Origin of the sequence: Pseudoxanthomonas sp. JBR18 (genome assembly GCF_028198165.1) — a bacterium.
Classification (GTDB): Bacteria; Pseudomonadota; Gammaproteobacteria; order Xanthomonadales; family Xanthomonadaceae; genus Pseudoxanthomonas_A.
This window is the reverse complement of record NZ_CP116339.1, coordinates 449,939-474,537: the sequence shown is the minus strand read 5'-3', so window position 1 is coordinate 474,537 and position 24,599 is coordinate 449,939. Positions and strand designations below refer to the sequence as shown.

Sequence of the window (24,599 nt, the reverse complement as noted above, 5' to 3'; positions counted from 1 at the left end):
CCGCCGTGCTCGCCTGCGAGGGGCTTGGTGAACGAAAAATGATTGCTGTGCACAACCGCTTTGAAGTCAAGCCCCGTCGAATCCCGGGAAATTTGAATGTTTGGCGAATGTCAAGGCGTTTGTCGACAAACCCAACCCGCGTCGGCACGCCTATCATGACGCCCGTATTCCGCCTTGCCGATCCGATCCTGCCCTTGAACACAACCGACGACGTCCCCGCCGCGCTCTCAGCCTTCCTGCGCGGGGTCGAACGACGCGGCGTGGTCCTGGCCGAGCTCCAGTGCGGCCGCCGCGACACCGGCGAGATCGCCCTGGCCGCCGCGCTGCGGGCCTTCCGCCAGTACGCCAGCGAGCAGCCGATGGCCGCCTGGCCACGCGGCTTCTGGTCGCTGCTGGTCGCCGCACCCCCTTTGCGCCAGGCGCACCCGGAGGCGCGCTGGCCCGACGCCCTGGATCACCTGGCCGATCTGGCCGATGACGACCGCCTGGCTTTGCTCCTGCGCCTGGTTGCAGGACTGGACGAAGAGGATGCCGGCGCGGTGCTCGGCGTGGACCAGGCCGGCTATCGTCAGGCGCTGGCCCGGGCCTGTCCGCGTGATGCGGAAGGCCAACCCGATGCCGATGCCTGGCGCGCTCTGGCCGAGGCGATCCAGCAGCACCTGCGGGCGCTTCCGCCAGAGCGGCTGGCGCACCTGTCGCGTCTGCGCGAGTCGTTGGTGCAGGGCCAGACACCCCGCCCGGCCCCGCCGACGCAGGCCCCGGCTGCGACCCCGGCACCCACACCCGGGCAGTCCACGCGCCCGCGTCCGGCAGCGCGTCCCCGCCGCGCGCGCAGCGACGCGCGCCCGTTTCCCTGGGGCTGGGTGCTGGGAGGACTGGTCGCCCTGTGCGCCCTGGCTGCGGCGGGCTGGTGGTTCACCCATGGAGGTCGTCTGGCCGCGCCTGCCACTGCGGGCGCGCCGTCCGGCGACCGGGGCCAGCAGGGCTTGCAGGACGCCGCCCAGGTCCAGGTCGATACCCTTTCCGGAGACACCGAGGCCGGTGTCCACTACGACGATCCGCAGGTGCTGCTCTCGCACCCGGATTTCGACCTGTTGATGGACCCGGACGGCCTGGCGCTGGCGCGCCGGAGCGGGATGCTGTCCTGGTACGCCGCCGCGCCGCAGGACCGGCAGCGTGAAGCCGCCGAGGCCATGGCCGGCACCGCCCAGGAGCGCGACGATGCGACCCCGTAGCGCGCTGGCCCTGATCGCCGGCGCACTGGCGGTGGTGACGATGACCCTGGTCGCGCAGGCTGGCGACGAGGGGGCGAATCTGAGCGCCCTCCAGGCCCAGCGCGCCGCGCGCCTGGCCGTGTTGGACGAGGCCGGCCGCGCGGCGTTCGCCCGCCGGATGGTGGCCTGGGATGCATTGCCGCCCCTGGAGCGTGCGCGTCAGCGAGCCGCCTACGCCGACTGGATGGCGCTGGACGCGCAGACCCGCGCCCGTCTGAGCCAGGCCGCCGCCATCCTGTCCACCCTGCCGCCGGCGCAGCGGCAGGCGATGCAGGCGCGCTTTGACGCGCTCGACCAGACCGATCAGGCGGGCTGGCGGCTGGGACCGGACCTGGGCGCCGATTACGCCAAGCTGCATCCGCTGCTGGCCTTCATGCCCGAGGCCGAACGCCAGCCGCTGTTGGCGGCACTGCGCCAGATGACCGCGCCGCAGCGTGCGGACCTGGCCGTGCTGGCCCAGCGCACCCCGCCCCAGGAGCGCGACGCGCTGCGCCAGGACCTGATCGCCACCACCGCGCAGGACCGCGACCGCTGGTTGCAGGAGCGGTTGAGGCGCTGAGGCCTCAGTGCGTCATGCTGTTGAAGCCGACCATGAGCGTGGCCACGCCGACCAGCACGAAATACAGGTTGCCGATCACGACGTACTTGATCGTGGTCAGCCACCAGGGTTCGCCATAGGCGCGGTATTGCGTGAGCCACAGGTAGACCGGTACCCACAGCAGCAGTAACACGCGCAGGGTGGCGAGGATCCACGACATCCAGCCAGCGCTGGCCGGGAGCGCGCCGTCGAGTAGCATCAGGACGAAGACGGCCAACAGCGACAGCACCATGTAGGTGTGGCTGTACAGGCCCACGACCAGGTGCTCCAGGTAGCCGCGGCCGCTGCCCAGGTAGAAGACCTTCAGCAACAGTGCGAACACCGGCACCAGCACGAACAGCGCGCTGGGAATCGCGGCGATGAACACATGCAGGCCTTCGCCGGGATCATCGCTGTAGCGGCGCAGGTTGATCTGCGCGCGCGCCAGCTTCTTGTTGATCCAGCGATTGGCGAAGCCGGGCAGGGCATCGATGTGGACCGGGTTCCTGGCCGGATCGAAATGGCCCAGCAGGTCGTCGTCCGCGTCAGGCGTGTCGGGCGCTGCGTTCGAAGCATCGGTCGACGCTGCGAGCGTGGCCGGCTGGTTCGGATCCAACTGGTGGATGCGGGCCTGCGCATCGATGCGGATCTTGCGCATGCCCAACTGCGTGACCCGTCCCAGGCCCGGCACACCGGCGACCTGGCGGTTGGCCTGGACGAGGTCGGCGAGTTTGGCGTCGCGCTCGGCCTCCACCGCTGCCACCGTGGTCTGTTCGGCGAACTCCCCTGGGTTGGGTGGCAGGTTGGCCCCGGCGGGATCGAGCGTGGCAACCGCCGGCATCGAGACGTTCGCGCCTTCCCAGTGGAACGCGTACTGCGCCACGAAGAACGTCAGCACGCTCATCACCACGAACAGACGCAGCGGCGGCACGTACGGGGCGCGATGCCCGCGCAGGAAGCGCACCGCCAGCCGGCCCGGGAACAGGAGGTCGCGCAAGGTGCGCACGATGCGTCCGTCCAGGTGCCAGAACGACTCGAGCACGTCCTCTACCGCGTGGGCGAAGCTGCGCAGCGGGTTGTGCGCATGCTGGCCGCAGTGGGAGCAATACTCGCCGGTCAACGGCGTGGCGCAGTTGTCACAGGCGGCAGGAGCGGCATGGTCGCCGGCCGGCGTGTTCATGCCCAGGTCCTTTCCAGCGGGCTGCAGATGCAATGGCGACAGCTCGGGTTGCCTGGTCCAGTTGGCTGGGGTGCGAGTGTGGTCCGAGCGCCAAATACGGCAACCCGAAGAGCTGCTCCGGCACGCACGCGGCGCTGCGTCGTCACGCAGTGGCTGATCGACATGGACTTCCTCGTTATTCCCGCAAGAGACGCGCGTTGGCTAGGCGTGGCCTTTCCCCATTGCATCAGTGGGCCGCCGCGAGCGGTAAGATAGCCGTCCTTTCCGGCCCGATGCCAGCGCCCATCCCGCGCGCGATCGCAGCCGATGCGTCTGGTTTTTCTCATGTCCGCCCAATCCTTGCCCACGCCGGGCCTTGCGCAGGAAGTGCGCACCACCGGCCGGCTCGCCTTGCCGCTCGTCATCGGCCATGTCTCGGCCGGCCTGGTCGGCTTCGTCGACAACATCATTGCCGGCCACCACGCCACCGCCACGCTGGCGGCGGTGACCACCGGCACGGCGTTGATGTGGCTACCGCTGATGGTACCGATGGGCACCCTGGTGGCGCTGGCCGCCTCGGTGTCGCACCACGATGGCGCCGGCGAGCATGACCGCATCGGTCCGCTGTTCCGCCAGGCGCTGTGGCTGGCGGCCGGGCTGGGGCTGGCGATGTTCGCTTTCCTGAGCCTGGCGCCGTATGCGCTGGCGCCGATGGGCATCGCGCCTGAGATCGTCCCGGGCGCGCGCGACTTCCTGCACGGCATCCGCTGGGGGCTGCCGGCGATGGCGCTGTACCTGTGCATGCGCAACCTCAGCGAAGGCATGCACTGGACGTTGCCGACGATGGTGCTGGGCTTCGGCGGGCTGTTCGTGCTGGCGCCGGTGGGCTATGTGCTGGCGTTCGGCGTCGGCGGATTCCCGGAACTGGGCGCCGGCGGACTGGGCATCGCCTCGGCAGTGACGATGTGGATCCAGGCCGTGCTGTTCGCCACCTATCTGGCGCGGTCGCGGCGCTTCGCGCCGTTGGGACTGTTCGCGCACCTGGAGCCGCCGCGCTGGTCGCAGATCGCCGGCCTGCTGCGCACCGGCTTGCCGATCGGGGTGACGGTGCTGATGGAGGGCGGCCTGTTCATCACCACCGCGCTGTTGATCGCACGGCTGGGGGCGACGCCGGCGGCCGCGCACCAGATCGCGATCAATATCTCGGCAATCTGCTTCATGGTGCCGATGGGCTTGGCCGAGGCGACCACCGTGCGCGTGGGCCACGCCCTGGGGCGCCGCGATGGGGCCGGCGTGCTGCGCGCGGTGCGGGCCGGCTACACCATCGTGCTGGGCACCCAGGCGTTTGCCGCGATCGCCTTGGCGCTGTTTCACCAGCAGATCGCCGGCATCTATACCGACGATCTGGCGGTGGCCGGCCTGGCCGGCAGCCTGCTGGTGCTGGCGGCGGTGTTCCAGTTTCCCGATGGGCTGCAGGTGATGTCCGCCGGGGCGCTGCGCGGGCTCAAGGACACCCGCGTGCCGATGCTGCTGGCGGCGGTGTCCTATTGGGGCATTGGCATGCCCCTGGGTGCTGGCCTGGGACTGGGCCTGGGCTATGGCCCGCGCGGCATGTGGATCGGACTGACCGTGGGGCTGACCGCCGCCGCGGTGCTGATGGGCTGGCGCCTGCACCACAGCCGGCGCCGACTGGCGTGGATGACCTGATTGCCATCGGCGCGCATGACGTGTGGGGCATGCCGGTGTGGCGCCGCAGCGGCTAAGCTGGCGGCCAGCTTCCCGTAGAGAGCGCGTTGCCGCCCATGAACCAGCCCGTCCGCCGCGATCCCGTCAGCCGATTCTTCATCGGTCTGTGGGACGTGATGAATTTCACCCGCCGCCTAATCTTCAACCTGGTCTTCTTCGGCCTGCTGTTTCTGATCGCGGTGCTGGTCATCATCGCCCTGGCCAAGGGCAGTGGCGGTCCCCGGCCGCTGCTGGACCGCACCACCCTGGTCATCGCTCCGGATGCGGCGCTGGTGGAACAGTACAGCTCCGACCCGGCCAGCCGCGCGCTGTCCAAGGCCTTCGGCCAGGAGGGCAACGAGCTCCAGCTGCGCGACCTGCTGCGCGCGATCGAGGCGGCCAAGGACGACAAGAAGATCGAGCGGGTCCTGGTCGATTTCGACAAGCTGCAGGCCAGCGGCTACGCCTCGCTGCGCGAGGTGGCCGCCGCGCTGGCCGACCTGCGCGCCTCGGGCAAGCAGATCGTGGCCTTCGGCGAGAACATCAGCCAGGGCCAGTATCTGCTGGCCGCGCAGGCCAACGAGGTCTACCTGGACCCGATGGGCAGCGTGGTGATGGAAGGCCTGGGCCGCTACCGCCAGTACTTCCGCGAAGGCCTGCAGGACAAGCTGGGCGTGGACGTGCACCTGTTCCGCGTGGGGGAGTACAAGTCCGCCGCCGAGCCCTACATCCTGGATGCGGCTTCCGAGGATGCCAAGGAAGCGGACCTGTACTGGATGAACGACATCTGGGGCCGCTACCTGGCCGACGTGGGCAAGGCCCGCAAGCTGGACCCGCAGGCCATCGCCGCCGGCATCGACAACCTGCCGGCCGAGGTCACCGCCGCCGGTGGCGACCTGGCCAAGCTGGCCCTGCAGCAGAAGCTGGTCGACGGGCTCAAGACCCAGCGCGAGGTCGATGAGCTGCTGACCAAGCGCGGCGTGGCCGACGATGACGACAAGGACGACCTGGGCTTCCGCCACATCGGCCTGGACGCCTACCTGGCCCAGTTGGACAAGCGTCCGCTGGCCCTGGACGAGCGCGCGCAGGTGGCCGTGGTTGTGGCCGCCGGCGAGATCAGCGGCGGCGACCAGCCGGCCGGTCGTATCGGCGGGGAGAGCACCTCGGCGCTGCTGCGCCAGGCGCTGGAAGACGACAAGGTCAAGGCCGTGGTGATGCGCGTGGATTCGCCCGGTGGCGAGGTGTTCGCCTCCGAGCAGATCCGTCGCGAGGTCGTCGCCCTGCAGCAGGCCGGCAAGCCGGTGGTGGTGTCCATGGGCGACCTGGCCGCGTCCGGCGGCTACTGGATCAGCATGAACGCTGATCGGATCTATGCCGACCCGTCCACCATCAGTGGCTCGATCGGCATCTTCGGCCTGATTCCCAACTTCGCCCGTGCGCTGGACAAGATCGGTGTGCATACCGATGGCGTAGGCACCACGCGCTTTGCCGGTGCATTCGACCCGACCAAGCCGATGGACCCGGCGGTGGGTGAGGTGATCCAGGCGGTGATCAACAAGGGCTATGCCGACTTCACCGGCCGGGTGGCCGCCGCCCGGCACAAGACCGTCGAGCAGGTCAACGAGATCGGCCGTGGCCGCGTGTGGAGCGGCCAGCAGGCGATGGAGCGGGGACTGGTCGACCAGATGGGTGGCCTGAAGGACGCCATCGCCGACGCCGCCGCGCGCGCCAAGCTGGGCAAGGCCGGCGATTACCGCGTGCGCTATGTGGAGAAGGAACTGTCGCCCTTCGAGCAGTTCATCGCCAATGCCGCTGGCAACCCGGTGGGCAAGGCGCTGTTTGGACACTCGGATTTTGCCCAGGCGATGCTGCTCAAGGCCATGCCGCAGACCGCCCAGCAGCTGCAGTTCGTGCAGGATGCGATGGCGCGCAAGCCCGGCGCCAAGCCGGTGACCGAACTGGCGTACTGCTTCTGCGGACTGTGAGCGCACTGCAGGCAGGATGAAAAAAAGCGGGCCGCTGGCCCGCTTTTTTTTGATCCGATCGGCGTGTCGGCGAACGCCGCATTGGCCGCTACTGCGTGTCGGCCTCGATCTGCCGATCCTGCGCGGCCTTGGCTTGTTGCACCTGTCCCTCCACCGCCTTGGCGCGATCCAGCGGAGCGTGCAGGGCACGCGCGGCGGCGGTCTGCGGCTGCGGCGGCGTTTCCGGCTGTGGCGTGCTGGGCGGGCTGCAGGCGGCCAGCGCCAGACAGCCCAGACACGACAGGGCGATGGCGATGCGCGATGCAGGCATGGCAGAGGTCTCGCGTTGGAGGCACGGCTATCCTACGCCGGTGCGCGGCAGGTGCTGGAGGACAGGGAATGTCGAAAGGGAAGGCAGCGGCCGGCGCGGTGCCGTGGTCTGCACGCATGGGCTACGCATTCGCAGGCGCATTGCTGTTTGCTCCGTCGATGGCCGGGTTGGCCTTTGGCCTGTGGCGGCTTGCCCACCCCGCCCAGGTCGTCTGGGTCTTTCATGGTGCTGGGCTGGCGGTGTTCTGGTTGGGCCTGTGCGCCGTCGTGGCCGCGCTGTCGACGCCGTTGCGGGGCTTGTCGCGCACGCGCTGCGTACTGGCCGGCGCGGTGCTCGCGCCGGTGCTCGGCGTGGTGTGGGTCGTGGTGTACGACGCGCGTTGACCTCGCTGTTGCCAGCGCACGCGCATGCATGATCCGTTGTCATCTCGATACACCCTGCTCGAGCAGGCGCCTTCCATCGCGGTCTACCGTCATCTGCGCACTGCCGCGGGACTGAGTCCCAAATCGGAAGCCGCCGCCGCCGCGGGGCTGCCCAACTCCTGCTTTGCCGTGCAGGTGTTGTGCGCGGGCGAGCCGGTCGGGATGGGGCGGGTGATCGGGGACGGGGGGTGCTTCTACCAGGTCGTGGACATCGCCGTGCTGCCCGCGCACCAGGGACGCGGCCTGGGCAAGCGGATTATGGGCGCGATCAGCGCTTACCTGCAGGACCATGTCCCGCCCGGTGCGTATGTCAGTCTGATCGCGGACGGTCATGCACATCGGCTGTATGCGCAGTATGGTTTCAGGCCCACCGCGCCAGCCTCGATCGGCATGGCGTGGGTGCGCTGACTTTTTCCGGGAGTTGCTCGATGTCCAATCTCCGCTGGCGTCTGGATGGACAGCTGGCCCTGGTCACCGGCGCCAGTGCCGGCATCGGCCTGGCCACCGCGCGCGAGCTGCTGTCGCTGGGCTGCGATGTGCTGCTGGCCGCGCGCGATGCCGACACCCTGGAAGCGGCCCGCGATGAGCTGACCGACCAGTTCCCCGAGCGCCTGATCGAAGGCTTCGCCGCGGACGTGAGCATCGACGAGGAGCGGCGTGCGCTGCTGGACTGGGTGGAGGACCAGGGCGAGGGCCTGCACATCCTGGTCAATGCCGTGGGCGCGACGCTGATCGGCGAGACCCTGGAACTGGGCGAGGACGAGTGGCGGGACGTGTTCGAGACCAGCCTGTTCTCGGCCTTCGAGCTGTGTCGCTACGCGCAGCCGCTGCTGGCCGGGCACCCGGCGACGAGCATCGTCAACGTCGGTGCGGTCAGCGGCCTGGCATCGATACGGGGCGCCACGGTCGAGGGGATGGCGAAGGCCGCGCTGCATCAGATGACCCGCAGCCTGGCGGCCGAGTGGGCCGAGGCGGGCATCCGGGTCAATGCGGTCGCGCCCTGGGCCATCCTCACGCCGCGCACCGCGGCCGCGCTGGCCGATACCGACCACTACGAACAGGTCCTGGCGCGCACGCCGCTGCAGCGCATCGGCGAGCCGGAGGAAGTCGCCGCGGCGATCGCCTTCCTGTGCCTGCCGGCGGCCAGCTACATCACCGGGGAATGCATCGCCGTGGACGGCGGGTTCGGGCGCTTCGGGTTCTGAAGTACGCGCGGTTGGCCTGCCTCACCGACGCGCGTGCAGAACACGGTGCAGGCCCATGCCGCCGAGCATGGCCAGGGCGAACAGCACGAACGGCCAGCGTCCGGTCACCAGGGCGGCCACGGCCGGCCCAGGGCACAGACCGACCAGGCCCCAGCCAATGCCGAACAGCACCGCCCCCACGACCAGTGGCGCGTCGGGACGGCCGCCAACGGGCAGCTGGCCCTGGGCTTCGAGCAGCGGCCGCTGGCGATGCAGATAGAGGCGATAGGCCAGCGTCGAGGGCACCAGTGCGGCGCCCATGACCAGGATCAGCGACGCATCCCATGCGCCGGCCACGTCCAGGAACGCCAGCACGCGGGCTGGATTGGCCATGTCCGAGATCACCAGGCCCAGGCCGAACAGCAGCCCGCAGGCCAGCGCGGCGAGCCCCTTCATGCCGCACCCCCGAGCAGGTGGCGCACCACCCAGACCGTGGCCGCCCCGCAGGCCATGAACACCCCGGTGGCGACCATCGAGCGGGGCGACAGGCGCGCCAGCCCGCACACCCCGTGGCCGCTGGTGCAGCCCGAGCCCAGCCGTGTCCCATAGCCCACCAGCAGGCCACCGGCCACCAGCAGCGGCCAGCTGCCGGGGACCTGCAGGTCCGGCATGCCGCGCAGCCTCATCGCGATGGCGCTGCCGCACAGCAGCCCGATGAGAAACCACGCCGCCAGGTCCCGGGCGGCGTTGCGGGCCACGCCGGTCGCCGCGGCGATCAACCCGGAGATGCCAGCGACGCGCCCGAGCAGCAGCAGGTAGCCGCCGGCCGCCAGCCCGATCAGGGCCCCGCCCATGACCGGCCAATACCACGCGATGGCCGCCGGCGCGCTCACAGCAGGTCCAGCGGCAGCTTGAGGTAACGGGCGCCGTTGTCCTCCGGCTCGGGCAGGTGTCCGCCGCGCATGTTCACCTGCACCGAGGGCAGGATCAGGCGTGGCATGGACAGGGTGGCATCGCGCTGTTCGCGCATCTGCACGAAGGCTTCCTCGTCCACGCCTTCGTGCACGTGGATGTTGCCGCTGCGCTCGGCCTCGATGGTGCTCTCCCATGCGTAGTGGTCGCGGCCCGGGGCCTTGTAGTCGTGGCACAGGAACACCCGCCCCTGCCCAGGGAGGGACAGCAGGCGACGGATCGACCGGTACAGCGTGCGCGCGCTGCCGCCGGGAAAGTCGCAGCGCGCGGTGCCGTAGTCGGGCATGAACAGCGTGTCGCCCGGGAACACCGCATCACCGATCACGTAGGCCATGCACGCCGGGGTGTGGCCGGGCACGTGCAGGGCGGTGGCCTGCAGCCCGCCGATGCGGAAGGTCTCGCCGTCGGCGATCAACCGGTCGAACTGGCTGCCGCCGCGGGCGAATCGGGCGTCGGCGTTGAAGATCGTGCCGAAGGTCTCCTGCACGGTGGTGATGTGGCGGCCGATGGCCAGGCGCCCGCCCAGGCGTTCCTGCAGCAGCGGGGCGGCGGAGAGGTGGTCGGCGTGGGCGTGGGTTTCCAGCAGCCACTCCACGCGCAACCCCGCATCGTGCACAAAGTCCAGGAGCCGCTGAGCCGAATGCTGGGCGGTGCGGCCACTGGCCATGTCGAAGTCCAGCACGCTGTCGATGATCGCGCAGGCATCGCTGCCGGGATCGCGCACAACGTGGCTGGCGGTAAAGGTGGCCTGGTCGAAGAACGTCGTCACCTGCGGGCGCGGGGCGCGGCCCTGCAGCGCGTCATCGACCGTGGCGCAGGCCTGGGCGAGGTTTGGATCGGAACCGGCGGTGCGCATGGGCAGGCCCTGGCTGAGGATGATCAATACTTACGTTATTTACGAAAGTATGCAAGTATCTCGTTGCGCCGGGACGTCGGCGCCTTTCGCCGCTGGCGGCTCTTAGACTGTGCGGCGCCGCGCTGCCGCACTCGCCCAAGGATCTGCATGTTGTTCGCTTCCCCTGCCATGGCAGGTTTACCGTCGGCGCCCCGCGCGGGCGTCGCCCGTGTCGTGGCCAGATCGGCGGGAAGGCGGCAGCCGTGCCGCGCCGTCAGGAATCCGGCATGAGCGGCGGCGAGCGTGCCGAACTGGCGGCCATGAAGGCCAAGGTGCCCGAGGTGGCCGAGCTGCTGCGCCTGGTGGCCACGCCCTCGCGCCTGTTGGTGCTGTGCCAGCTCTCGCAGGGCGAGCTGTCGGTCGGGGCGCTGGAGCAGGCCACCGGTATCCGCCAGCCTGGGCTGTCCCAGCAACTGGCCGAACTGCGTCAGGCCGGGCTGGTCGCCACGCGCCGGCAGTCGCGCTCGATCTTCTATCGCATCGCCGATGCACGGGTGGAGCAGTTGCTGACCGCGATGTACGCGATCTTCTGCGGCGACGGTCTGGTGCCCACGACGGACTTGAACGCCACCGCGGCCGGCCGCTGAGGCAGGGCGCGAAGCGCCACGCCCCAGGGCGTGATGGCGCGCCTGCGTGCGGCCGTGCGCGCCGGTGAGGCTCAGCCTTCGGCGGTGTTCCAACGCGCTGCCAGGTCGGCCGACAGCTGGGTCAGGCGCTGGCGGTAGGCGTGCAGATCGGCGATCGGGCGGGTGGCCACGCCGCTGTCCATGGCGGCCTTGGCGACGGCGGCGGGCAGCTCGACCAGCAGGCGTGGATCCAGCGGATGCGGAATCAGGCGCTCGCGGCCGAACACCACGTGGCCCTCGGCATCGGTCTGGCTCAGGGCGAGCCGGGCCAGGGCCTGTACGCAGGCCACCTTCATCCCGGTATCGATCTGCGTGGCGCCCACGTCCAGCGCGCCGCGGAACAGATAGGGGAAGCACAGCACGTTGTTGATCTGGTTCGGGAAATCCGAGCGCCCGGTGCCGACGATCACATCGCTGCGCACGGCCCTGGCCTGGGCCGGGAGGATTTCCGGATACGGGTTGGCCAGTGCCAGCACGATCGGATCGGCGGCCATCGTGGCCAGCATCTCGGCGGTCAGCGTGCCCGGGCCGGACAGGCCCAGGAACAGGTCCGCCCCGACCAGCGCGTCGGCCAGCGTGCGTGCCTCGGTGTCGCGCGCGTAGGCCGCCTTGCTCGCGTCCAGGTTGCCGCGGCCGCTGTGGATCACCCCGCTGCGGTCCACCGCCAGGATGTTGCCGCGCTGCAGGCCCAGCGAGACCAGCATGTCCACGCAGGCCACGCCCGCCGCGCCCATGCCGCACACCACCAGGCGGATGTCCTCGATGCGCTTGCCGACCAGACCCAGCGCGTTGGTCACCGCCGCGCCCACCACGATCGCGGTGCCGTGCTGGTCGTCGTGGAAGACCGGGATGTTCATGCGCCCGGCCAGGGTGCGTTCGATGGCGAAGCACTCCGGGGCCTTGATGTCTTCCAGGTTGATGCCGCCGAAGGTCGGCTCCATCGCCGCGACGATCTCGATCAGCTTATCCGGGTCGTTGGCGTCCAGTTCGATGTCGAACGCGTCCACGCCGGCGAAGCGCTTGAATAGGATGCTCTTGCCTTCCATCACCGGCTTGCCGGCCAGTGGGCCGATGTTGCCCAGGCCCAGCACGGCGGTGCCGTTGGTGATCACGCCCACCAGGTTGCCGCGTCCGGTCATGAAGTGCGCCTGGCCTGCGTCGGCGACGATGGCCTCACACGCATAGCCCACGCCCGGCGAGTAGGCCAGGGCCAGGTCCTGCTGGGTGCGCACCGACTTGGTCGGCGCCACTTCCAGCTTGCCCGGCTGCGGCCAGCGGTGATAGTCCAGCGCCGCCTGGTGCGGGTGTGGCGCCTGCGCGGCGGCGGGATGCTTGGTGTCTGCAGTCATAGGGCGAGGGGCATCTTGAAAGAATGGGGTCGGCGGCGCGCTCGTGCGCAACCGGCGCGGCCATGTCAGGCGCGTGACCTGTCCGGGGACCGGATCAGACCAGAATTGACGCCATGCGGACAATTGCGTGGCAACGGGCATTCCCGCTGATTGGGACACCGCGCGCGGCGGTTACCGGTGCAACCATGGGCGGCAAGCGTTGGGCGCAATTTCTGGCGAAATCACGTCGTTTGGCACCCATGCGCAACCGGGCTGCCTGGCGGCCGCAGCCGCGAGCTTGCCGCGCTTGGTCCTTTGCCTCCGCGCGCGCGGTGGCATCCGGCAGTGCCACTGCCTCTTCCGCACGCCATGCATCTGGGAGAGACTCCGGGGTTTGACCTCGGGGAAACCTCCATGCTGATCCGTCGGCGCGCCACCTTGCTCGGCGCGGCACTCATGTCCTGCGGACTGACCTTGCTGGGGGCGACGCCGGCGTTCGCCCAGCGCAACGCAGATCCCGATGCCGAGTTGATCGCCAAGCGCAACGCGCTGGAGGCCGAGCTGGAACAGATCGCCGTGATCGATCGCAAGGTCATGGTCAAGATGCGCGATGGCAAGCTGATGGCGGCCGATGTCTATCGGCCCAAGGGCGAGGGCAAGTTCCCGATCATCTTTTCGCGCACGCCCTACAACTTCAATTTCTGGGACGTGAAGCTGGGCGCGCCGCGCGACATGAGCCAGCAGATCGCCGCAGTCAAGCATGGCTATGCGTTCGTGCAGATGCAGGAGCGTGGGCATTTCTTCTCCCAGGGCAACTACGACATCCTCGGCATGCCGCTGAGCGATGCCACCGACGAGCTGAAGTGGATGTCCTCGCAGCCCTGGGCCAGCGGCAAGGTCGGCACCACAGGCTGCTCCTCTACGGCCGAATGGCAACTGGCGGTGGTGGCACAGGACAACCCGGCGCTGACCACCTTCAACGTGCAGGGCTTCGGTGCCGGCGTGGGTAAGGTCGGTCCCTACTACGAGCAGGGCAACTGGTATCGCGGCGGCGCGATGCAGATGCTGTTCGTGTCATGGATCTACGACTACGGCATCCAGAACCAGGTGCGTCCGCAGTTCGCGGCTGGCACCACGCAGGACGAGCTCATCAACGCCTCGCACTTCTTCGACCTGGCCCCGCAGATGCCCAAGGTCGACTGGGACAAGGCGTTCTGGCACCTGCCGAGCAAGGACATCATCAAGGCCGTCGGCGGCCCGCCCGGCATCTACGACACGGTCATGCCCGTGGCCACCGGCGGCAACATGGTCGCGCGCACGCCCAACAGCCCGGCCTGGTACAAGGGCGGGCTGTGGCACGAGGACCAGAAGATCAACAAGCCGGGCCTGTGGTTCATGAGCTGGTTCGATGTGTCGGTCTCGCCCAACCTGGCCGCCTACAACCAGGTGCGCAAGACCGCCGACAAGGCCATCGCCGAGCAGCAGTACGCGGTGATCGCCCCGGTGCTGCATTGCGCCTATAAGCGCTCCAGCGAACACACCATGGTGGGCGACATGGACATGGGCGATGCCCGCTTCGACTACGACGCGCTGGTCTACGGCTGGTTCGACCAGTACCTCAAGGGCGAGGACAGCCCGGTGGTCGCCAAGCAGCCCAAGGTCATGTACTACGTGATGGGTGCCAACCGCTGGAAGAACGCGCAGACCTGGCCGCCGGCGGGGGTGACCACGCAGGACCTGTACTTCGGCAGCGAGGGCCAGGCCAACACGCTGTACGGCAACGGCGTACTGAGCGCCACGTTGCCCACGACCGCGCAATCGGACAAGTTCACCTATGACCCGAGCAACCCGGTGCCCACGCTGGGCGGCGGCGGGTGCTGCCAGGGGGCGACCAAGTTCGGCGCCTTCGACCAGCGCCAGCAGGAAACCCGCAACGACATCCTGGTCTACGACACCAAGCCTTTCGAAAAGGGCATGGAAGTCAGCGGCCCGGTGACCGTCACGCTGTACGTGTCCTCCGATGCCAAGGACACCGACTTCACCTTCAAGCTGATCGACGTCTTCCCGGACGGCCGCGCGATGAACATCACCGAGAACATCCAGCGCATGCGCTACCGCAACGGCTACGACAAGCCGCTGGCGTGGATGGAGAAGGGTCAGGTGGTACCGGTCACCTTCCAGCCGATCGATACCGCGTACTACTTCAAGCCCGGGCACACGCTGCGCGTGGACGTGTCCAGCAGCAACTTCCCGCGCTTCGATCGCAACCTCAACACCGGCGGCAACAACGTCGACGAGGACCACGGCGTGATCGCCCACAACGTGGTGCACCACGGCCCGCAGTACCCATCGAAGATCACCCTGACGGTGATGCCCGCGGCCGAACCCGCCGCGACGAACCAGGAGGCCGCGGCGAACTGAGCCGTGGCCTACAGGCCCACGGCGTTCCACATGGGTGGCACACGCCGGGGCCGCTCGGCAAGAGACGGTTGGCCCCCGGGCCAGCCGACCGAGCGGGGGTAACATGGCGGGGTGAACACGCCTCGGGCCAGGCCGGTATCGCGGGACTGGATCGCGCTCCGCAGGGATCGCGAGACCGGCATCGAGACGGTGCAGGCCCACTTCGGCGGCCACGCCTACGATCCGCACGATCACGACGAACTGCTGGTGGGCTTCACCCAGCAAGGCGTTCAGCAGTTCCGTTGTCGGCGCGCAGTCCATGTCAGCACGCCAGGGCGCGCCATCCTGATCGAGCCGGGGGAAGTCCACGACGGACGCGCGCCGGAGCGGGAGGGCTTCACCTACGCCATGCTGTACCTCCCGCAGCCCGTGCTGGTGCAATGGGCGGAACGGCTCGGGCAGGATGAAGCACGCGCAGACCGGGCCGCCTCCAAGCACATCCTGCAGCACGATCCCGGGTTGGTGTCGGTCATCAGTGGAGCGTTCAGTGCGCTTCACGCCGGCGAAGGCCGGCTCGCGCGCGACCAGACGCTGGACGCACTCCTGCGTGCGCTGCACAGGCATCGCTCCCGGCACGGCCCGGCGAGCCGGCCAGTGGATGCGGCCATCGTGCGCGTCCGTGAGGCGCTGCATGCGCACTTGGCGCAGGACATCGGGCTCGATGACCTGTCGAAGATGACCGGGATGGATCGCTTCAGGCTCACCCGGCAGTTCACCCAGGCCTATGGGCTGTCCCCGCATGCCTACCTGATCCGGCTGCGCCTGCGCGCGGCGCGCGCGCTGCTGGCCGGTGGCATGCAGCCGGCCAGTGTGGCCCCCGAGACCGGCTTTGCCGACCAGAGCCACCTTGGCCGTTGGTTCCGGCGTGCGTACCGACTGACGCCGGCGGCCTACCGACGCAGCTGCACAAACGTTCCAGACCTGGTGCCCTGAGCTGACCCAGGCTTGCGGGCATCCCCACCGGAACCCGCCCCATGTTCGATACCAAAGTCGCGCTCATCGTGCGTCATGACCTGGCCATCTGGCAGCGCCTGAATGCCGTGGCCTTCCTGTCCACCGGCATCGCGGCGGCCGCGCCAGAGGCCTTGGGCGAGCCTTACGTGGATGCGGCGCAGCGCATCTACGGACGCATGCTGATTCAGCCGATGATGGTCTTCCAGGCGGACCTGGCCCAACTGCAGGCGGTGCACGCCGGTGCGCTGAAGCGTGAGCTGGTCCGGCTTGCCTTTGTCCAGGCCATGTTCTCCACCGGACACGATGCGGCCAATCGTGTCGCCTTCGCCGCCGAGGATCCAGAGCACATGAATCTGGTCGGTTACGCCATCCGCGGCGGCAAAAAGGCGGTGGACAAGACCATCAAGGGCCTGGCCCTGCATCCCTGAGCGCGACCGGACACGGCTAGCGCTGGCAGCCGGTTGTCGGCATCCCGATACCTGGTTGGGCCGAGCGACCGGCCCGGTTTGCCGCCCGCCCGCCGAACGCCGAGAATGGCGGCCCGTTTCCCGTCAGGGCAAGAAATCCGCATGAGTTCCCCCAATACGCCGAACCTGGCCTCCATCGCCGAGGCCAAGGCCCGGCTCGCCGACGAACTGCGCAAGCTGGAAGAACAGGAAGTCGAGCTGCGCGGCCAGCAGTGCAGCGAAGCCTTCGACCAGATCGTGGCCCTGCTGAAGGATTATGCCGAGCAGTTCAATGCCCGCCAGAAGTCCGAGATCGCCGGTTTTGTCATCAGCGGCGCCAAGCCGAAGAAGGCCGCCGCCCCGGCCAAGCAGACCGTCGCCCCCAAGTACTGGCTGCCGCACACCGGCGAGACCTGGACCGGCCGTGGCCGCACCCCGCGCGCTTTCGCCGCCTGGGAAGGCACCGCCGCCTTCAACGAGTGGAAGAAGAACCACCCCAACGAGAAATTCCCGAAGTTTCCGGGGTGAATGAACAGGCCGGGGAAACCCGGCCCGCGTCAGCCGGGCGGTGGGAGGATCAGGGGCAAGGCAGATGGCTCAGACCGCCTGTTTCCGCCATTGAACCAGCCGCCCGTGACCGAACCTGCGCTCCGACCCCGCTTCCGGACCGAAGCGCGGTCGGGCGTGTGGCCTCGCGACCAGCAAGCGTTGCAGGACCCGCCCAAGGCAGCCAAACGCGAATCGCCTGCGCAAAATGGCGGGCCATGCCGCAAGGCTGGTGAAAGCCTACTTCGCGATCATCAGGAGCAGCGAGCGTGCCTGCAGGCCGTAGTGCGTGTTCTCGCCCCCAACGAGCGTCTCGCTGCCGGGCGAGGCGACGGTGTTGCCACCTTCGTTCCAGATCGCCGTGTCGGTGACGCGGTACCACTGCTTGCCTGTACCCGGCCAAGGCAAGGTGAAGTCGACGTCGCCGGACCAGCCGTTGTAGGCGACGTAGATCGCCGGCGCCGGATCGCCGAATTCGCTGCCGTCGATGCGCCAGGCCAGCGCATGGTTGCTGGCGTTTTCGAAGTACGCCGTATCGGCCACGCTGCCGTCGGGCTTGAACCAGCGCAACTGTTCCATCACGTTGCCGTTGCCATCGCTGCCGGAATAGAAGTTCGCCGGGCGCAGCGCGGGGTGCGCCTTGCGGAACGCCAGCAGGCGCCGAGTGAAGGTTTCGAAGTCCGATTCGACCTGTAGCCGTGTCCAGTCCAGCCAGTTCGCGGGCGAGTCGAGGTTGTAGGCGTTGTTGTTGCCGTACTGCGTGCGCAATGCCTCATCACCGCCGGTCAGCATCGGCACGCCGGCACTGAGCAGGGACAGCGCCATGCCGGTCCGCGCCGCGCGCCGCTGCGCCTGCGCGTTGCCGCCCTGGTCCCAGCTGTTGTTGCTGTCCTCGCCACCGTCGGACGGGCCGTACGGCCACGGCTGCGCATTCTGCTTGCTGTTGAATGCGTACAGATCGTTGAGCGTGAAGCCGTCATGCGCGACCAGGAAGTTCACCGAATGCCACGGCTTACGTCCATCGTCGCCGTAAAGGTCCGAGGAGCCGGCCACGCGCGTGGCCAGTGTGCCCAGCGTCACCGTCTCCACGCCGAGTTTGTTCTGTAGCTTGCGCACGGTGTCCCGGTACTGGCCGTTCCATTCTGCCCAGCCGGCCGGGAAGCCACCGACCTGATACGAATTGCCGCCGATGGCCCATGGCTCGGCGATCAGGTCCACGCCGCTCCCACCGCCAGCCGCGCGCGGAGGCAGTTCGGCAACGATGCGGTTGAGTGCGTTGCCGCCGTCATTTTTGTCGAAGTTGAAGCAGCCATGCTGGCAGCTGTTGCCCAGCACGGAGGCCAGGTCGAAGCGGAAGCCGTCCACACCCAGCGTGTCGCGCCAGTACGCCAGCGAGTCCACGATCTGATTCTGGGCGATGAGGTTGCGCGTGTTGTAGTTGCCGCCGACGCCGGTGTTGTCCCACGGATGCTGGCGGTCGCTGGTGAGCGCGTAGTAGGTCGGGTTATCCAACCCGCGCCACGAGAGCACGTTGTAGGTGCTGACGCCGTCACCGCCGCCCCACGGCCCACCTTCGCCGGTGTGGTTGTAGACCACATCGACGTAGACCTTGATGCCGGCGTCGTGGAAGGCCTTGACCATGGCCTTGACCTCTTTCGTCGGCCCGCCCGGGGTCCGGTCGCTGGCGTAGCGACGGTCGGGCGCGAACCAGTTCAGCGTCATGTAGCCCCAGTAGTTGTCGCCGCTGTCTGAGTTGGGGTCGATGTCGTTCTGGTCGTTCTGGGTCTCCTGCAGCGGCAGGAACTCCACCGCCGTGACGCCCAGGGCGGCCAGCGCCGGGGCCTTGAGCGCCGCGCCGGCATAGGTGCCGCGTTTGGCGGCGGGGATCGTGGTGTCGTTCTTGGTCAGTCCGCGCAGGTGCACCTCGTACACCACCTCATCCTTGAACGCGCGCGTGGGCTTGCTGCCGGTGGAGGTGGCGTCGCTCGCCAGCACGATCCCCTTGGACGCGCACGCGGCGCTGTCGAGCGTGCGGTAGCCAGGGCCGCTGGCGTAGAGCGTCCCGTCCTGGCAGGTCGCGGTGATCGGGTCGTGGCTGACTTCGCGTGCGTACGGGTCCAACAGCAGCTTGTTGGGGTTGAAGCGATTGCCCGCGGCATCCACGTCGGCCACGAAACCGGTGGAGGTGCCGGGCATCCACGATGCCGAATAAGTCCAGTTCGGACCCCAGGCGCGGTAGCCGTAGTACACCGGGCCGCTGACGCCGGCCGCGCGCAGTGTGGAAACCGGGATGCTGCCGGACCACACGTGGGTCGTCGTGTTGTTCGATAGCGCGTACCGGGCATTCTCGGTGGCGCCGGTGGCACTGGCGTAGACCCAGACCTCGATGCGGGTTGCCGTGGACGAGTAGACGCGAAAGGTGACATTGGTGGCGCTGGCATCGAAGCGCCCGCCCAGCAGGTTCGCATCGATCGCCGCCCGTGCGCGGCAGGGCAGCAACAGGATCACGCCCACAGCGCATGCAAGCGCCAGCCTCACCATCCGTTCCGCCATAGAAGTCGCCATCGCCGTGCCTCCGCCCGTTGTGGCGACCGATCATGGCGCGTGTGCGATCGCACATCAGCCGTCTGGTCGATGCATACGTATGCGGCATGTCGGGCGGCCCGCTCGCTCCAGGAGCGGAGCCAGAGAAAGGCAGTGAGTCTGGAACATCGCTGCGCAGCCGCCGGTCTGTTTGGTCGTGCGGCCGTCGACAGAATGTTGGAGCCGCCCCCCTGCGGCCTCCGGCATCCGACGCATCTTGGATGGAGCACTTGGAACTTGGGCGAGCCGTCAATCCGTGAACCGCCAAGCTCCAGCAAATCCGCCCAAGGCAACAAACGTGTCGCACCGCCAAGCGAAACTGCCAATGCGACCGCCGAAGACGCGCGTTCGGGAAAGTTGATCCTGTCGCAACTCCGCAGCTCGCGAGAAGTCAATCCGACCCCGTTCTGAGGAGCTTCGCCGGTCTAGGCGCCGCGTCCGGCCGGTCCAAACGCCAGGCTGGCGGCCTCGATGAAGGTGCGCAGCCTGGCGGTCTTTTGGCGGTTGGCATCGAAGATCAGGTGCAGGGGGCGCGACGGTCCTTCGTAGTCCGGCAGTACGCGGATTAGGCGTCCTTGCTGCAGTGCCTGTTCCACCAGCATCTCTGGCGCGAGGACCACGCCATGTCCGGCGAGTGCCGAGGAAAGCAGGGCCGAACCCTCGTTGACACGGAGGCGTCCACGCGTCTTGACCTTGTGGATCCGAGCGTCGCGGGCGAATTGCCATTCTCGCTCGAAGGGCGAGCGGGCATAGATGAAGTTGATGCAGGCATGCCCGGTCAGCGCCTCGGGCGTGTCGGGGACGCCATGTCGATCCAGGTAGCGCGGTGAAGCGCAGGCGATCAGGCGATAGGGTTCCAGCGCTCGGGCGGCCAAGCTGGAATCGGGCAGATCGCCGAGCCGGAAGACGGCTTCAAACCCTTCTTCGGTTAGATCGACAAGGCGGTCGGTTAGGACGAGGTCGACTTCGATATCAGGATGCGCGGTCATGAAGTCGGCGAGGAACTGCACGACGCGATATGTGCCGAATGTTATCGGCGCGCTGATTCTCAATACACCGCGTGGCACCACTGTCAATGTCTGCGCCAGTGCGTCGGCTGACAGCACCTCCTCCAGGATCAATCGGCAGCGTTGGTGATACGCATGGCCCAACTCGGTCAGCGCCTGCTTGCGCGTGGTGCGATTGAGCAATCGTGCGCCCAAGCGCCGTTCCAACGCAGCGACGTGCTTGGCCACCATCTGTGGCGATACATCCAACGCGCGCGCGGCGGCTGCGAACGAGCCGGTCTCTACCGCTTTGACGAAGGCTTCCATCGCAGCGAGGTTGAAGTCCATTCGAGACATCGAGTTGTTGATCCAGCTACCAGATCGTCATTTATCCACAGTGAAGCGTGAATCACCATGCCTGCCCCCCACATCATGGAAATACGCATGAATATTGGATTCATCGGCGCGGGCTTGCAGAGCCGCGGCATCGCGCATCTGGCGCTTGCCGCGGGCCAACAGGTACGACTGGCTAGTTCGCGCAGGCCGGAGCACATGGGTGAGGTCTCGCGCCAATTGCCGGGTGCCCAGGTCGGAATGATCGAAGAAGTCATCGTCTTCGCCGATCTCATCGTGATCGCCATTCCCCTTCCCGCCGTTGTATCGCTCCCGACGGCATCGCTGGCGAACAAGCTCATCGTCGACGCCAACAACTACTACCCGGACCGGGACGGCCGCATCGCGCGCTTTGACACCCATCGCATCACGACCAGTGAGTGGGTTGCGCAGTGCCTTCCTCGATCCACCGTGGTCAAGGCATTCAGCGCCGTTCTTGCACGCGACCTGTATACAGATGCGTCGCTTTCCGGCACGCCTGGACGGCGCGCGCTACCCGTCGCCGGTGATGATCCCGTTGCAGTGAAGCGAGTCGTTGATTGGACCGACGCACTTGGTTTCGATGCGGTGGATGCCGGACCTCTGCGAGACAGTTGGCGCTTTGAACGGGCCAAGCCGGCCTACTGCGTGCCATTCGACCGCGCCGGCTTGATCCAGGCGCTGGCCGCGGCGGAACGCAACGTAGAGTTGCCACATGGATCGTGGCGCCGGTGATGGTCGCCTGGACCTGGGATGTTGCGCGCGTGCACCAGGCTCACCGCACCACCGCCCCCAACCGCGGCAGCGCAGGAAACGCGCGCTGCAGGCAGTCACTCCATTCGCAGGTCCTGCAACCCGGGCCGATGGGCACCGCGCTTTCGGCGCGCAGGTCGATGCCGCGGGCGTAGACCAGGCGCTCGGCGTGGCGCAGGTCGCAGCCCAGGGTGACGGCGAAGGTCTTGCGCGGTTGGCCGTAGCCGACCGGGCCGCTGCTGACCTGGCGGGCCAGCCAGAAGTGGCGCCGGCCATCGGGCAGGCGCGCGACCTGGGTCAGCACGCGGCCGGGCTGGTTGAAGGCTTCGTACACGATCCACAGTGGGCACGAGCCGCCGACCTGGGAAAAGTGGAAGTCGGTGGAGGAGTGGCGCTTGGACACGTTGCCGGCGCGGTCCACGCGCATGAAGAAGATCGGCAGGCCGGGTGCGCCTTCGCGCTGCAGGGTGGAAAGACGGTGGCACACCGCCTCGAAGCCCACGCCGAAGCGGTGCGCTAGCCATTCGATGTCGTAGCGGCTGTCCTCGGCGCTGCGCAGGAACTCGCCGTACGGCATCACCAGCGCGCCGGCGAAGTAGTTGGACAGGCCGATGCGGGAGAGCGCGATGCGCTCGGGGTCATCGAAGCCGGCACGTGCGGTCAGCGCGGCGATCAGGTCTGCATGCTCCAGCAGCACCAGCTGCGCGGCCATCTGGAAAGCCTGCTGGCCAGGTCGCAGGTAGCCGGGCAGGTGCAGCACGCGCGTGGCGGCATCGAAGCGGCGCTTCTCGTGGCCACCGGCGGCGTGCACCTCGACCAGCACGCCGTGGCGGTCGGCCAGCAGCTGGCGCAGCCGTGGGGCGGTGTGGCCGACTACCAGGCCGAGTTCGGCGAAGCGGTGCTCGGCCAGATCGTCCAGCTCGGGCAGGTGGTTGCCGAGGCGATTGAAGTAATCGCGTACCTGGTCGCCGGGCGACAGCAGCGCTGGCGTGCCGACGCCGGGATCGCCGACCTGCAGTTCCAGGGCGGTGGCGCGGTCGCGCAGGGCGCGGTGCTCGCGGTGCAGGTCCAGCAGGGCGTGGGCGACCTGGGGCAGGTTGCCGGCCAGGGTGCGCAGCTCGGTCATGCTCACACCGGGCTGGCCCAGCGCGACCAGGGTGTCGTGCAGCGGGTCGACCAGGGCGAATGGGTCGTCGGTGTCGAACAGCCGGGCGGTATCGCCCAGCACCTCACGCAGGCGCGCCTGCACGGCCGGGGTCAGTGGGCGCTTGTTGCGCTCGATCTGGTTGAGATAGCTGGGGGACAGCCCCAGCGCCTGCGCCAGCTGGGCCTGGGTGAGGCCGTGTTGCTGGCGCAGGCGCTGCAGGCGCAGGCCGAACTGGCGTCGGGTATTGGGCATGTTCGCAATCTTCGCAGCGATCTCGGTGGCTTTCACCAGATTAAGCAAAAAACTGGCTGAAAGTGAGGCCTGCCTTGCGAACAATGCGAATCCTTTCTTCGTCCTGCTCCCGGATCGCCCATGAACGCCGAACTCCCGCGCATGTCCTTGTTGATCGACGGAGCCTTCGTCGAATCCACCACGACCACCTGGAAGGACATCGTCAACCCGGCCACGCAGGAGGTGCTGGGGCAGGTGCCGTTCGCCACCGTCGAGGAGGTGGACCGCGCCGTGGCCGCCGCCAAGGCCGCCTTCAAGACCTGGCGCAAGACGCCGATCGGCACCCGGGCGCGCATCTTCCTCAAGTACCAGCAGCTGATCCGCGAGCACATGGGCGAGCTGGCGGCCATCCTCACCGCCGAGCAGGGCAAGACCCTGCCCGATGCCGAGGGCGATGTGTTCCGCGGGCTGGAGGTGGTGGAGCACGCCGCGGCCATCGGCAACCTGCAGCTGGGCGAGCTGGCCAACAACGTGGCCGGCGGCGTGGACACCTACACGCTGATGCAGCCGCTGGGCGTGTGCGCCGGCATCACCCCGTTCAACTTCCCGGCGATGATCCCGCTGTGGATGTTCCCGATGGCCATCGCCACCGGCAACACCTTCCTGCTCAAGCCGTCCGAGCAGGACCCGATGGTGACCATGCGCCTGGTCGAACTGGCGCTGGAGGCCGGCATCCCCAAGGGCGTGCTCAACGTGGTCCACGGCGGCGAGGAGGTGGTCAACGCGATCTGCGACCACCCGGACATCAAGGCGGTGTCGTTCGTCGGTTCGACCAAGGTAGGCACGCATGTCTACCACCGCGCCTCGCTGGCCGGCAAGCGCGTGCAGTGCATGATGGGCGCCAAGAACCACGCCGTCGTGTTGCCCGATGCCAACAAGGAGCAGACGCTCAACGCGATGGCCGGTGCGGCGTTCGGTGCGGCCGGACAGCGCTGCATGGCGGCCTCCACGCTGGTCCTGGTCGGCGCGGCGCGCGAGTGGATTCCAGAGCTGGTCGAAAAGGCCAAGACGCTGAAGGTCGGCCCCGGCCACGCCAAGGACACCGACGTCGGTCCGCTGATCTCGCCGGCCGCCTGTACCCGCGTGCAGGACCTGATCGAATCGGGCATCGCCCAGGGCGCCAAGCTCGAGCTGGATGGCCGCAAGCCCCAGGTGGATGGCCACGCGCAGGGCAACTTCGTCGGCCCGACCATCTTCTCTGGGGTCAAGCCGGGCATGCGGATCTACGACGAGGAGATCTTCGGACCGGTGTTGGTGATCGTGGAGGTCGACTCGCTCGATGCGGCCATCGACTTCGTCAACGCCAACCCCAACGGCAACGGCACGGCGGTGTTCACCCAGTCCGGCGCCGCCGCGCGCAAGTTCCAGGAGGACATCGACGTGGGCCAAGTCGGCATCAACGTGCCGATCCCGGTGCCGGTACCGCTGTTCTCATTCACTGGCTCGCGCGCTTCCAAGTTGGGCGACCTGGGCCCTTACGGCAAGCAGGTGGTGATGTTCTACACCCAGACCAAGACGGTCACCGCGCGCTGGTTCGACGACGAGACGCTGGGCCACGGCGTCAACACCACCATCAGCCTGAAGTAAGCCGCCGGAGCGCCATG

22 protein-coding genes and 1 pseudogene are annotated in these 24,599 nt (G+C 68.2%); 14 read left to right on the top strand and 9 right to left on the bottom strand.

Annotated elements, in window-relative coordinates; all coding sequences use genetic code 11:
• Positions 1-155 precede the first annotated feature (155 nt).
• Both PJ250_RS02330 and PJ250_RS02325 read left to right on the top strand, forming a co-directional pair.
• On the top strand, positions 156-1,235 hold the full coding sequence (locus PJ250_RS02330) for a hypothetical protein (RefSeq protein ID WP_271646953.1): 1,080 nt from the start codon (positions 156-158) through the stop codon (positions 1,233-1,235).
• Complete coding sequence (locus tag PJ250_RS02325; protein WP_271646952.1) at positions 1,222-1,833, top strand: DUF3106 domain-containing protein; 612 nt, start codon at positions 1,222-1,224, stop codon at positions 1,831-1,833. Before PJ250_RS02330 ends, PJ250_RS02325 begins: the two co-directional genes overlap by 14 nt.
• Before the next feature lie 4 nt (positions 1,834-1,837).
• Here PJ250_RS02325 and PJ250_RS02320 read toward each other — a convergent pair whose 3' ends face one another.
• A complete protein-coding gene (locus PJ250_RS02320; protein WP_271646951.1) occupies positions 1,838-3,031 on the bottom strand; it encodes a DUF3667 domain-containing protein in 1,194 nt (397 codons plus the stop codon).
• Positions 3,032-3,355: 324 nt separating this feature from the next.
• On the opposite strand from PJ250_RS02320, the gene PJ250_RS02315 reads away from it, so the two are divergent.
• Both PJ250_RS02315 and sppA read left to right on the top strand, forming a co-directional pair.
• Positions 3,356-4,717, top strand: a complete 1,362-nt coding sequence (locus PJ250_RS02315) for an MATE family efflux transporter (RefSeq protein ID WP_271646950.1) — start codon at positions 3,356-3,358, stop codon at positions 4,715-4,717.
• Positions 4,718-4,812: 95 nt separating this feature from the next.
• Positions 4,813-6,720 (top strand): signal peptide peptidase SppA, encoded by a 1,908-nt coding sequence (sppA, locus tag PJ250_RS02310; RefSeq protein WP_271646949.1) that lies wholly within the window; start codon positions 4,813-4,815, stop codon positions 6,718-6,720.
• 88 nt (positions 6,721-6,808) lie between these two features.
• Here sppA and PJ250_RS02305 read toward each other — a convergent pair whose 3' ends face one another.
• Entirely contained in the window at positions 6,809-7,030 is a 222-nt protein-coding gene (locus PJ250_RS02305; protein ID WP_271646948.1) for a hypothetical protein, read from the bottom strand.
• 68 nt (positions 7,031-7,098) lie between these two features.
• Here PJ250_RS02305 and PJ250_RS02300 point away from each other — a divergent pair, with 68 nt between their 5' ends.
• From PJ250_RS02300 to PJ250_RS02290, 3 genes are read left to right on the top strand one after another with little or no spacing between them, the layout of a single operon-like run.
• Positions 7,099-7,413, top strand: coding sequence for a hypothetical protein (locus PJ250_RS02300; protein WP_271646947.1), 315 nt, complete (start codon positions 7,099-7,101; stop codon positions 7,411-7,413).
• 24 nt (positions 7,414-7,437) lie between these two features.
• The gene (locus PJ250_RS02295; protein WP_271646946.1) at positions 7,438-7,860 is read left to right on the top strand and encodes a GNAT family N-acetyltransferase; all 423 of its coding nucleotides are present in this window, start codon (positions 7,438-7,440) and stop codon (positions 7,858-7,860) included.
• A gap of 20 nt (positions 7,861-7,880) precedes the next feature.
• Positions 7,881-8,657 (top strand): SDR family oxidoreductase, encoded by a 777-nt coding sequence (locus PJ250_RS02290; protein ID WP_271646945.1) that lies wholly within the window; start codon positions 7,881-7,883, stop codon positions 8,655-8,657.
• 21 nt (positions 8,658-8,678) lie between these two features.
• Here the strand turns inward: PJ250_RS02290 and PJ250_RS02285 are convergent, their stop codons facing one another.
• The 3 genes from PJ250_RS02285 to PJ250_RS02275 are packed head-to-tail and all read right to left on the bottom strand — an operon-like array spanning position 8,679 to position 10,464.
• Positions 8,679-9,092: a DUF6691 family protein gene (locus tag PJ250_RS02285; RefSeq protein ID WP_271646944.1), complete on the bottom strand. Its 414-nt coding sequence runs from the start codon at positions 9,090-9,092 to the stop codon at positions 8,679-8,681.
• The gene (locus PJ250_RS02280; RefSeq protein ID WP_271648491.1) at positions 9,089-9,511 is read right to left on the bottom strand and encodes a YeeE/YedE family protein; all 423 of its coding nucleotides are present in this window, start codon (positions 9,509-9,511) and stop codon (positions 9,089-9,091) included. The genes PJ250_RS02285 and PJ250_RS02280 overlap by 4 nt, the downstream gene beginning before the upstream one ends.
• Before the next feature lie 14 nt (positions 9,512-9,525).
• On the bottom strand, positions 9,526-10,464 hold the full coding sequence (locus tag PJ250_RS02275; protein ID WP_271648490.1) for an MBL fold metallo-hydrolase: 939 nt from the start codon (positions 10,462-10,464) through the stop codon (positions 9,526-9,528).
• Between the two features lie 299 nt (positions 10,465-10,763).
• Here PJ250_RS02275 and PJ250_RS02270 point away from each other — a divergent pair, with 299 nt between their 5' ends.
• Complete coding sequence (locus tag PJ250_RS02270) at positions 10,764-11,090, top strand: ArsR/SmtB family transcription factor (protein ID WP_271648489.1); 327 nt, start codon at positions 10,764-10,766, stop codon at positions 11,088-11,090.
• A 116-nt stretch (positions 11,091-11,206) separates the two neighbouring features.
• Here the strand turns inward: PJ250_RS02270 and PJ250_RS02265 are convergent.
• A pseudogene (locus PJ250_RS02265) lies at positions 11,207-12,478 on the bottom strand (malic enzyme-like NAD(P)-binding protein); the annotation flags it as partial.
• Between the two features lie 393 nt (positions 12,479-12,871).
• Between PJ250_RS02265 and PJ250_RS02260 the strand changes: the two are divergent.
• The 4 genes from PJ250_RS02260 to PJ250_RS02245 all read left to right on the top strand — a co-directional run bounded on the left by PJ250_RS02260 (position 12,872) and on the right by PJ250_RS02245 (position 16,845).
• A complete protein-coding gene (locus PJ250_RS02260) occupies positions 12,872-14,878 on the top strand; it encodes a CocE/NonD family hydrolase (protein ID WP_271646943.1) in 2,007 nt (668 codons plus the stop codon).
• Between the two features lie 111 nt (positions 14,879-14,989).
• Positions 14,990-15,850, top strand: coding sequence for an AraC family transcriptional regulator (locus PJ250_RS02255; protein WP_271646942.1), 861 nt, complete (start codon positions 14,990-14,992; stop codon positions 15,848-15,850).
• Positions 15,851-15,891: 41 nt separating this feature from the next.
• Positions 15,892-16,299 carry a PTH2-like family protein gene (locus PJ250_RS02250; protein ID WP_271646941.1) on the top strand — a complete coding sequence of 136 codons (408 nt, stop codon included), beginning with the start codon at positions 15,892-15,894 and terminating at the stop codon, positions 16,297-16,299.
• A 141-nt stretch (positions 16,300-16,440) separates the two neighbouring features.
• On the top strand, positions 16,441-16,845 hold the full coding sequence (locus PJ250_RS02245) for an H-NS histone family protein (protein ID WP_271646940.1): 405 nt from the start codon (positions 16,441-16,443) through the stop codon (positions 16,843-16,845).
• Positions 16,846-17,103: 258 nt separating this feature from the next.
• Here the strand turns inward: PJ250_RS02245 and PJ250_RS02240 are convergent, their stop codons facing one another.
• Together PJ250_RS02240 and PJ250_RS02235 are read right to left on the bottom strand one after the other, a co-directional pair.
• Complete coding sequence (locus tag PJ250_RS02240; RefSeq protein WP_271646939.1) at positions 17,104-19,371, bottom strand: isoamylase; 2,268 nt, start codon at positions 19,369-19,371, stop codon at positions 17,104-17,106.
• A 500-nt stretch (positions 19,372-19,871) separates the two neighbouring features.
• Positions 19,872-20,780, bottom strand: coding sequence for a LysR substrate-binding domain-containing protein (locus tag PJ250_RS02235; protein WP_271646937.1), 909 nt, complete (start codon positions 20,778-20,780; stop codon positions 19,872-19,874).
• 96 nt (positions 20,781-20,876) lie between these two features.
• Here PJ250_RS02235 and PJ250_RS02230 point away from each other — a divergent pair, with 96 nt between their 5' ends.
• A complete protein-coding gene (locus PJ250_RS02230; RefSeq protein WP_271646936.1) occupies positions 20,877-21,539 on the top strand; it encodes an NADPH-dependent F420 reductase in 663 nt (220 codons plus the stop codon).
• Positions 21,540-21,579: 40 nt separating this feature from the next.
• Here PJ250_RS02230 and PJ250_RS02225 read toward each other — a convergent pair whose 3' ends face one another.
• Complete coding sequence (locus tag PJ250_RS02225) at positions 21,580-22,956, bottom strand: helix-turn-helix domain-containing protein (RefSeq protein ID WP_271646935.1); 1,377 nt, start codon at positions 22,954-22,956, stop codon at positions 21,580-21,582.
• Between the two features lie 120 nt (positions 22,957-23,076).
• Between PJ250_RS02225 and PJ250_RS02220 the strand changes: the two genes are divergently transcribed.
• The gene (locus PJ250_RS02220; RefSeq protein WP_271646934.1) at positions 23,077-24,582 is read left to right on the top strand and encodes a CoA-acylating methylmalonate-semialdehyde dehydrogenase; all 1,506 of its coding nucleotides are present in this window, start codon (positions 23,077-23,079) and stop codon (positions 24,580-24,582) included.
• The last annotated feature ends 17 nt before the right edge of the window (positions 24,583-24,599 follow it).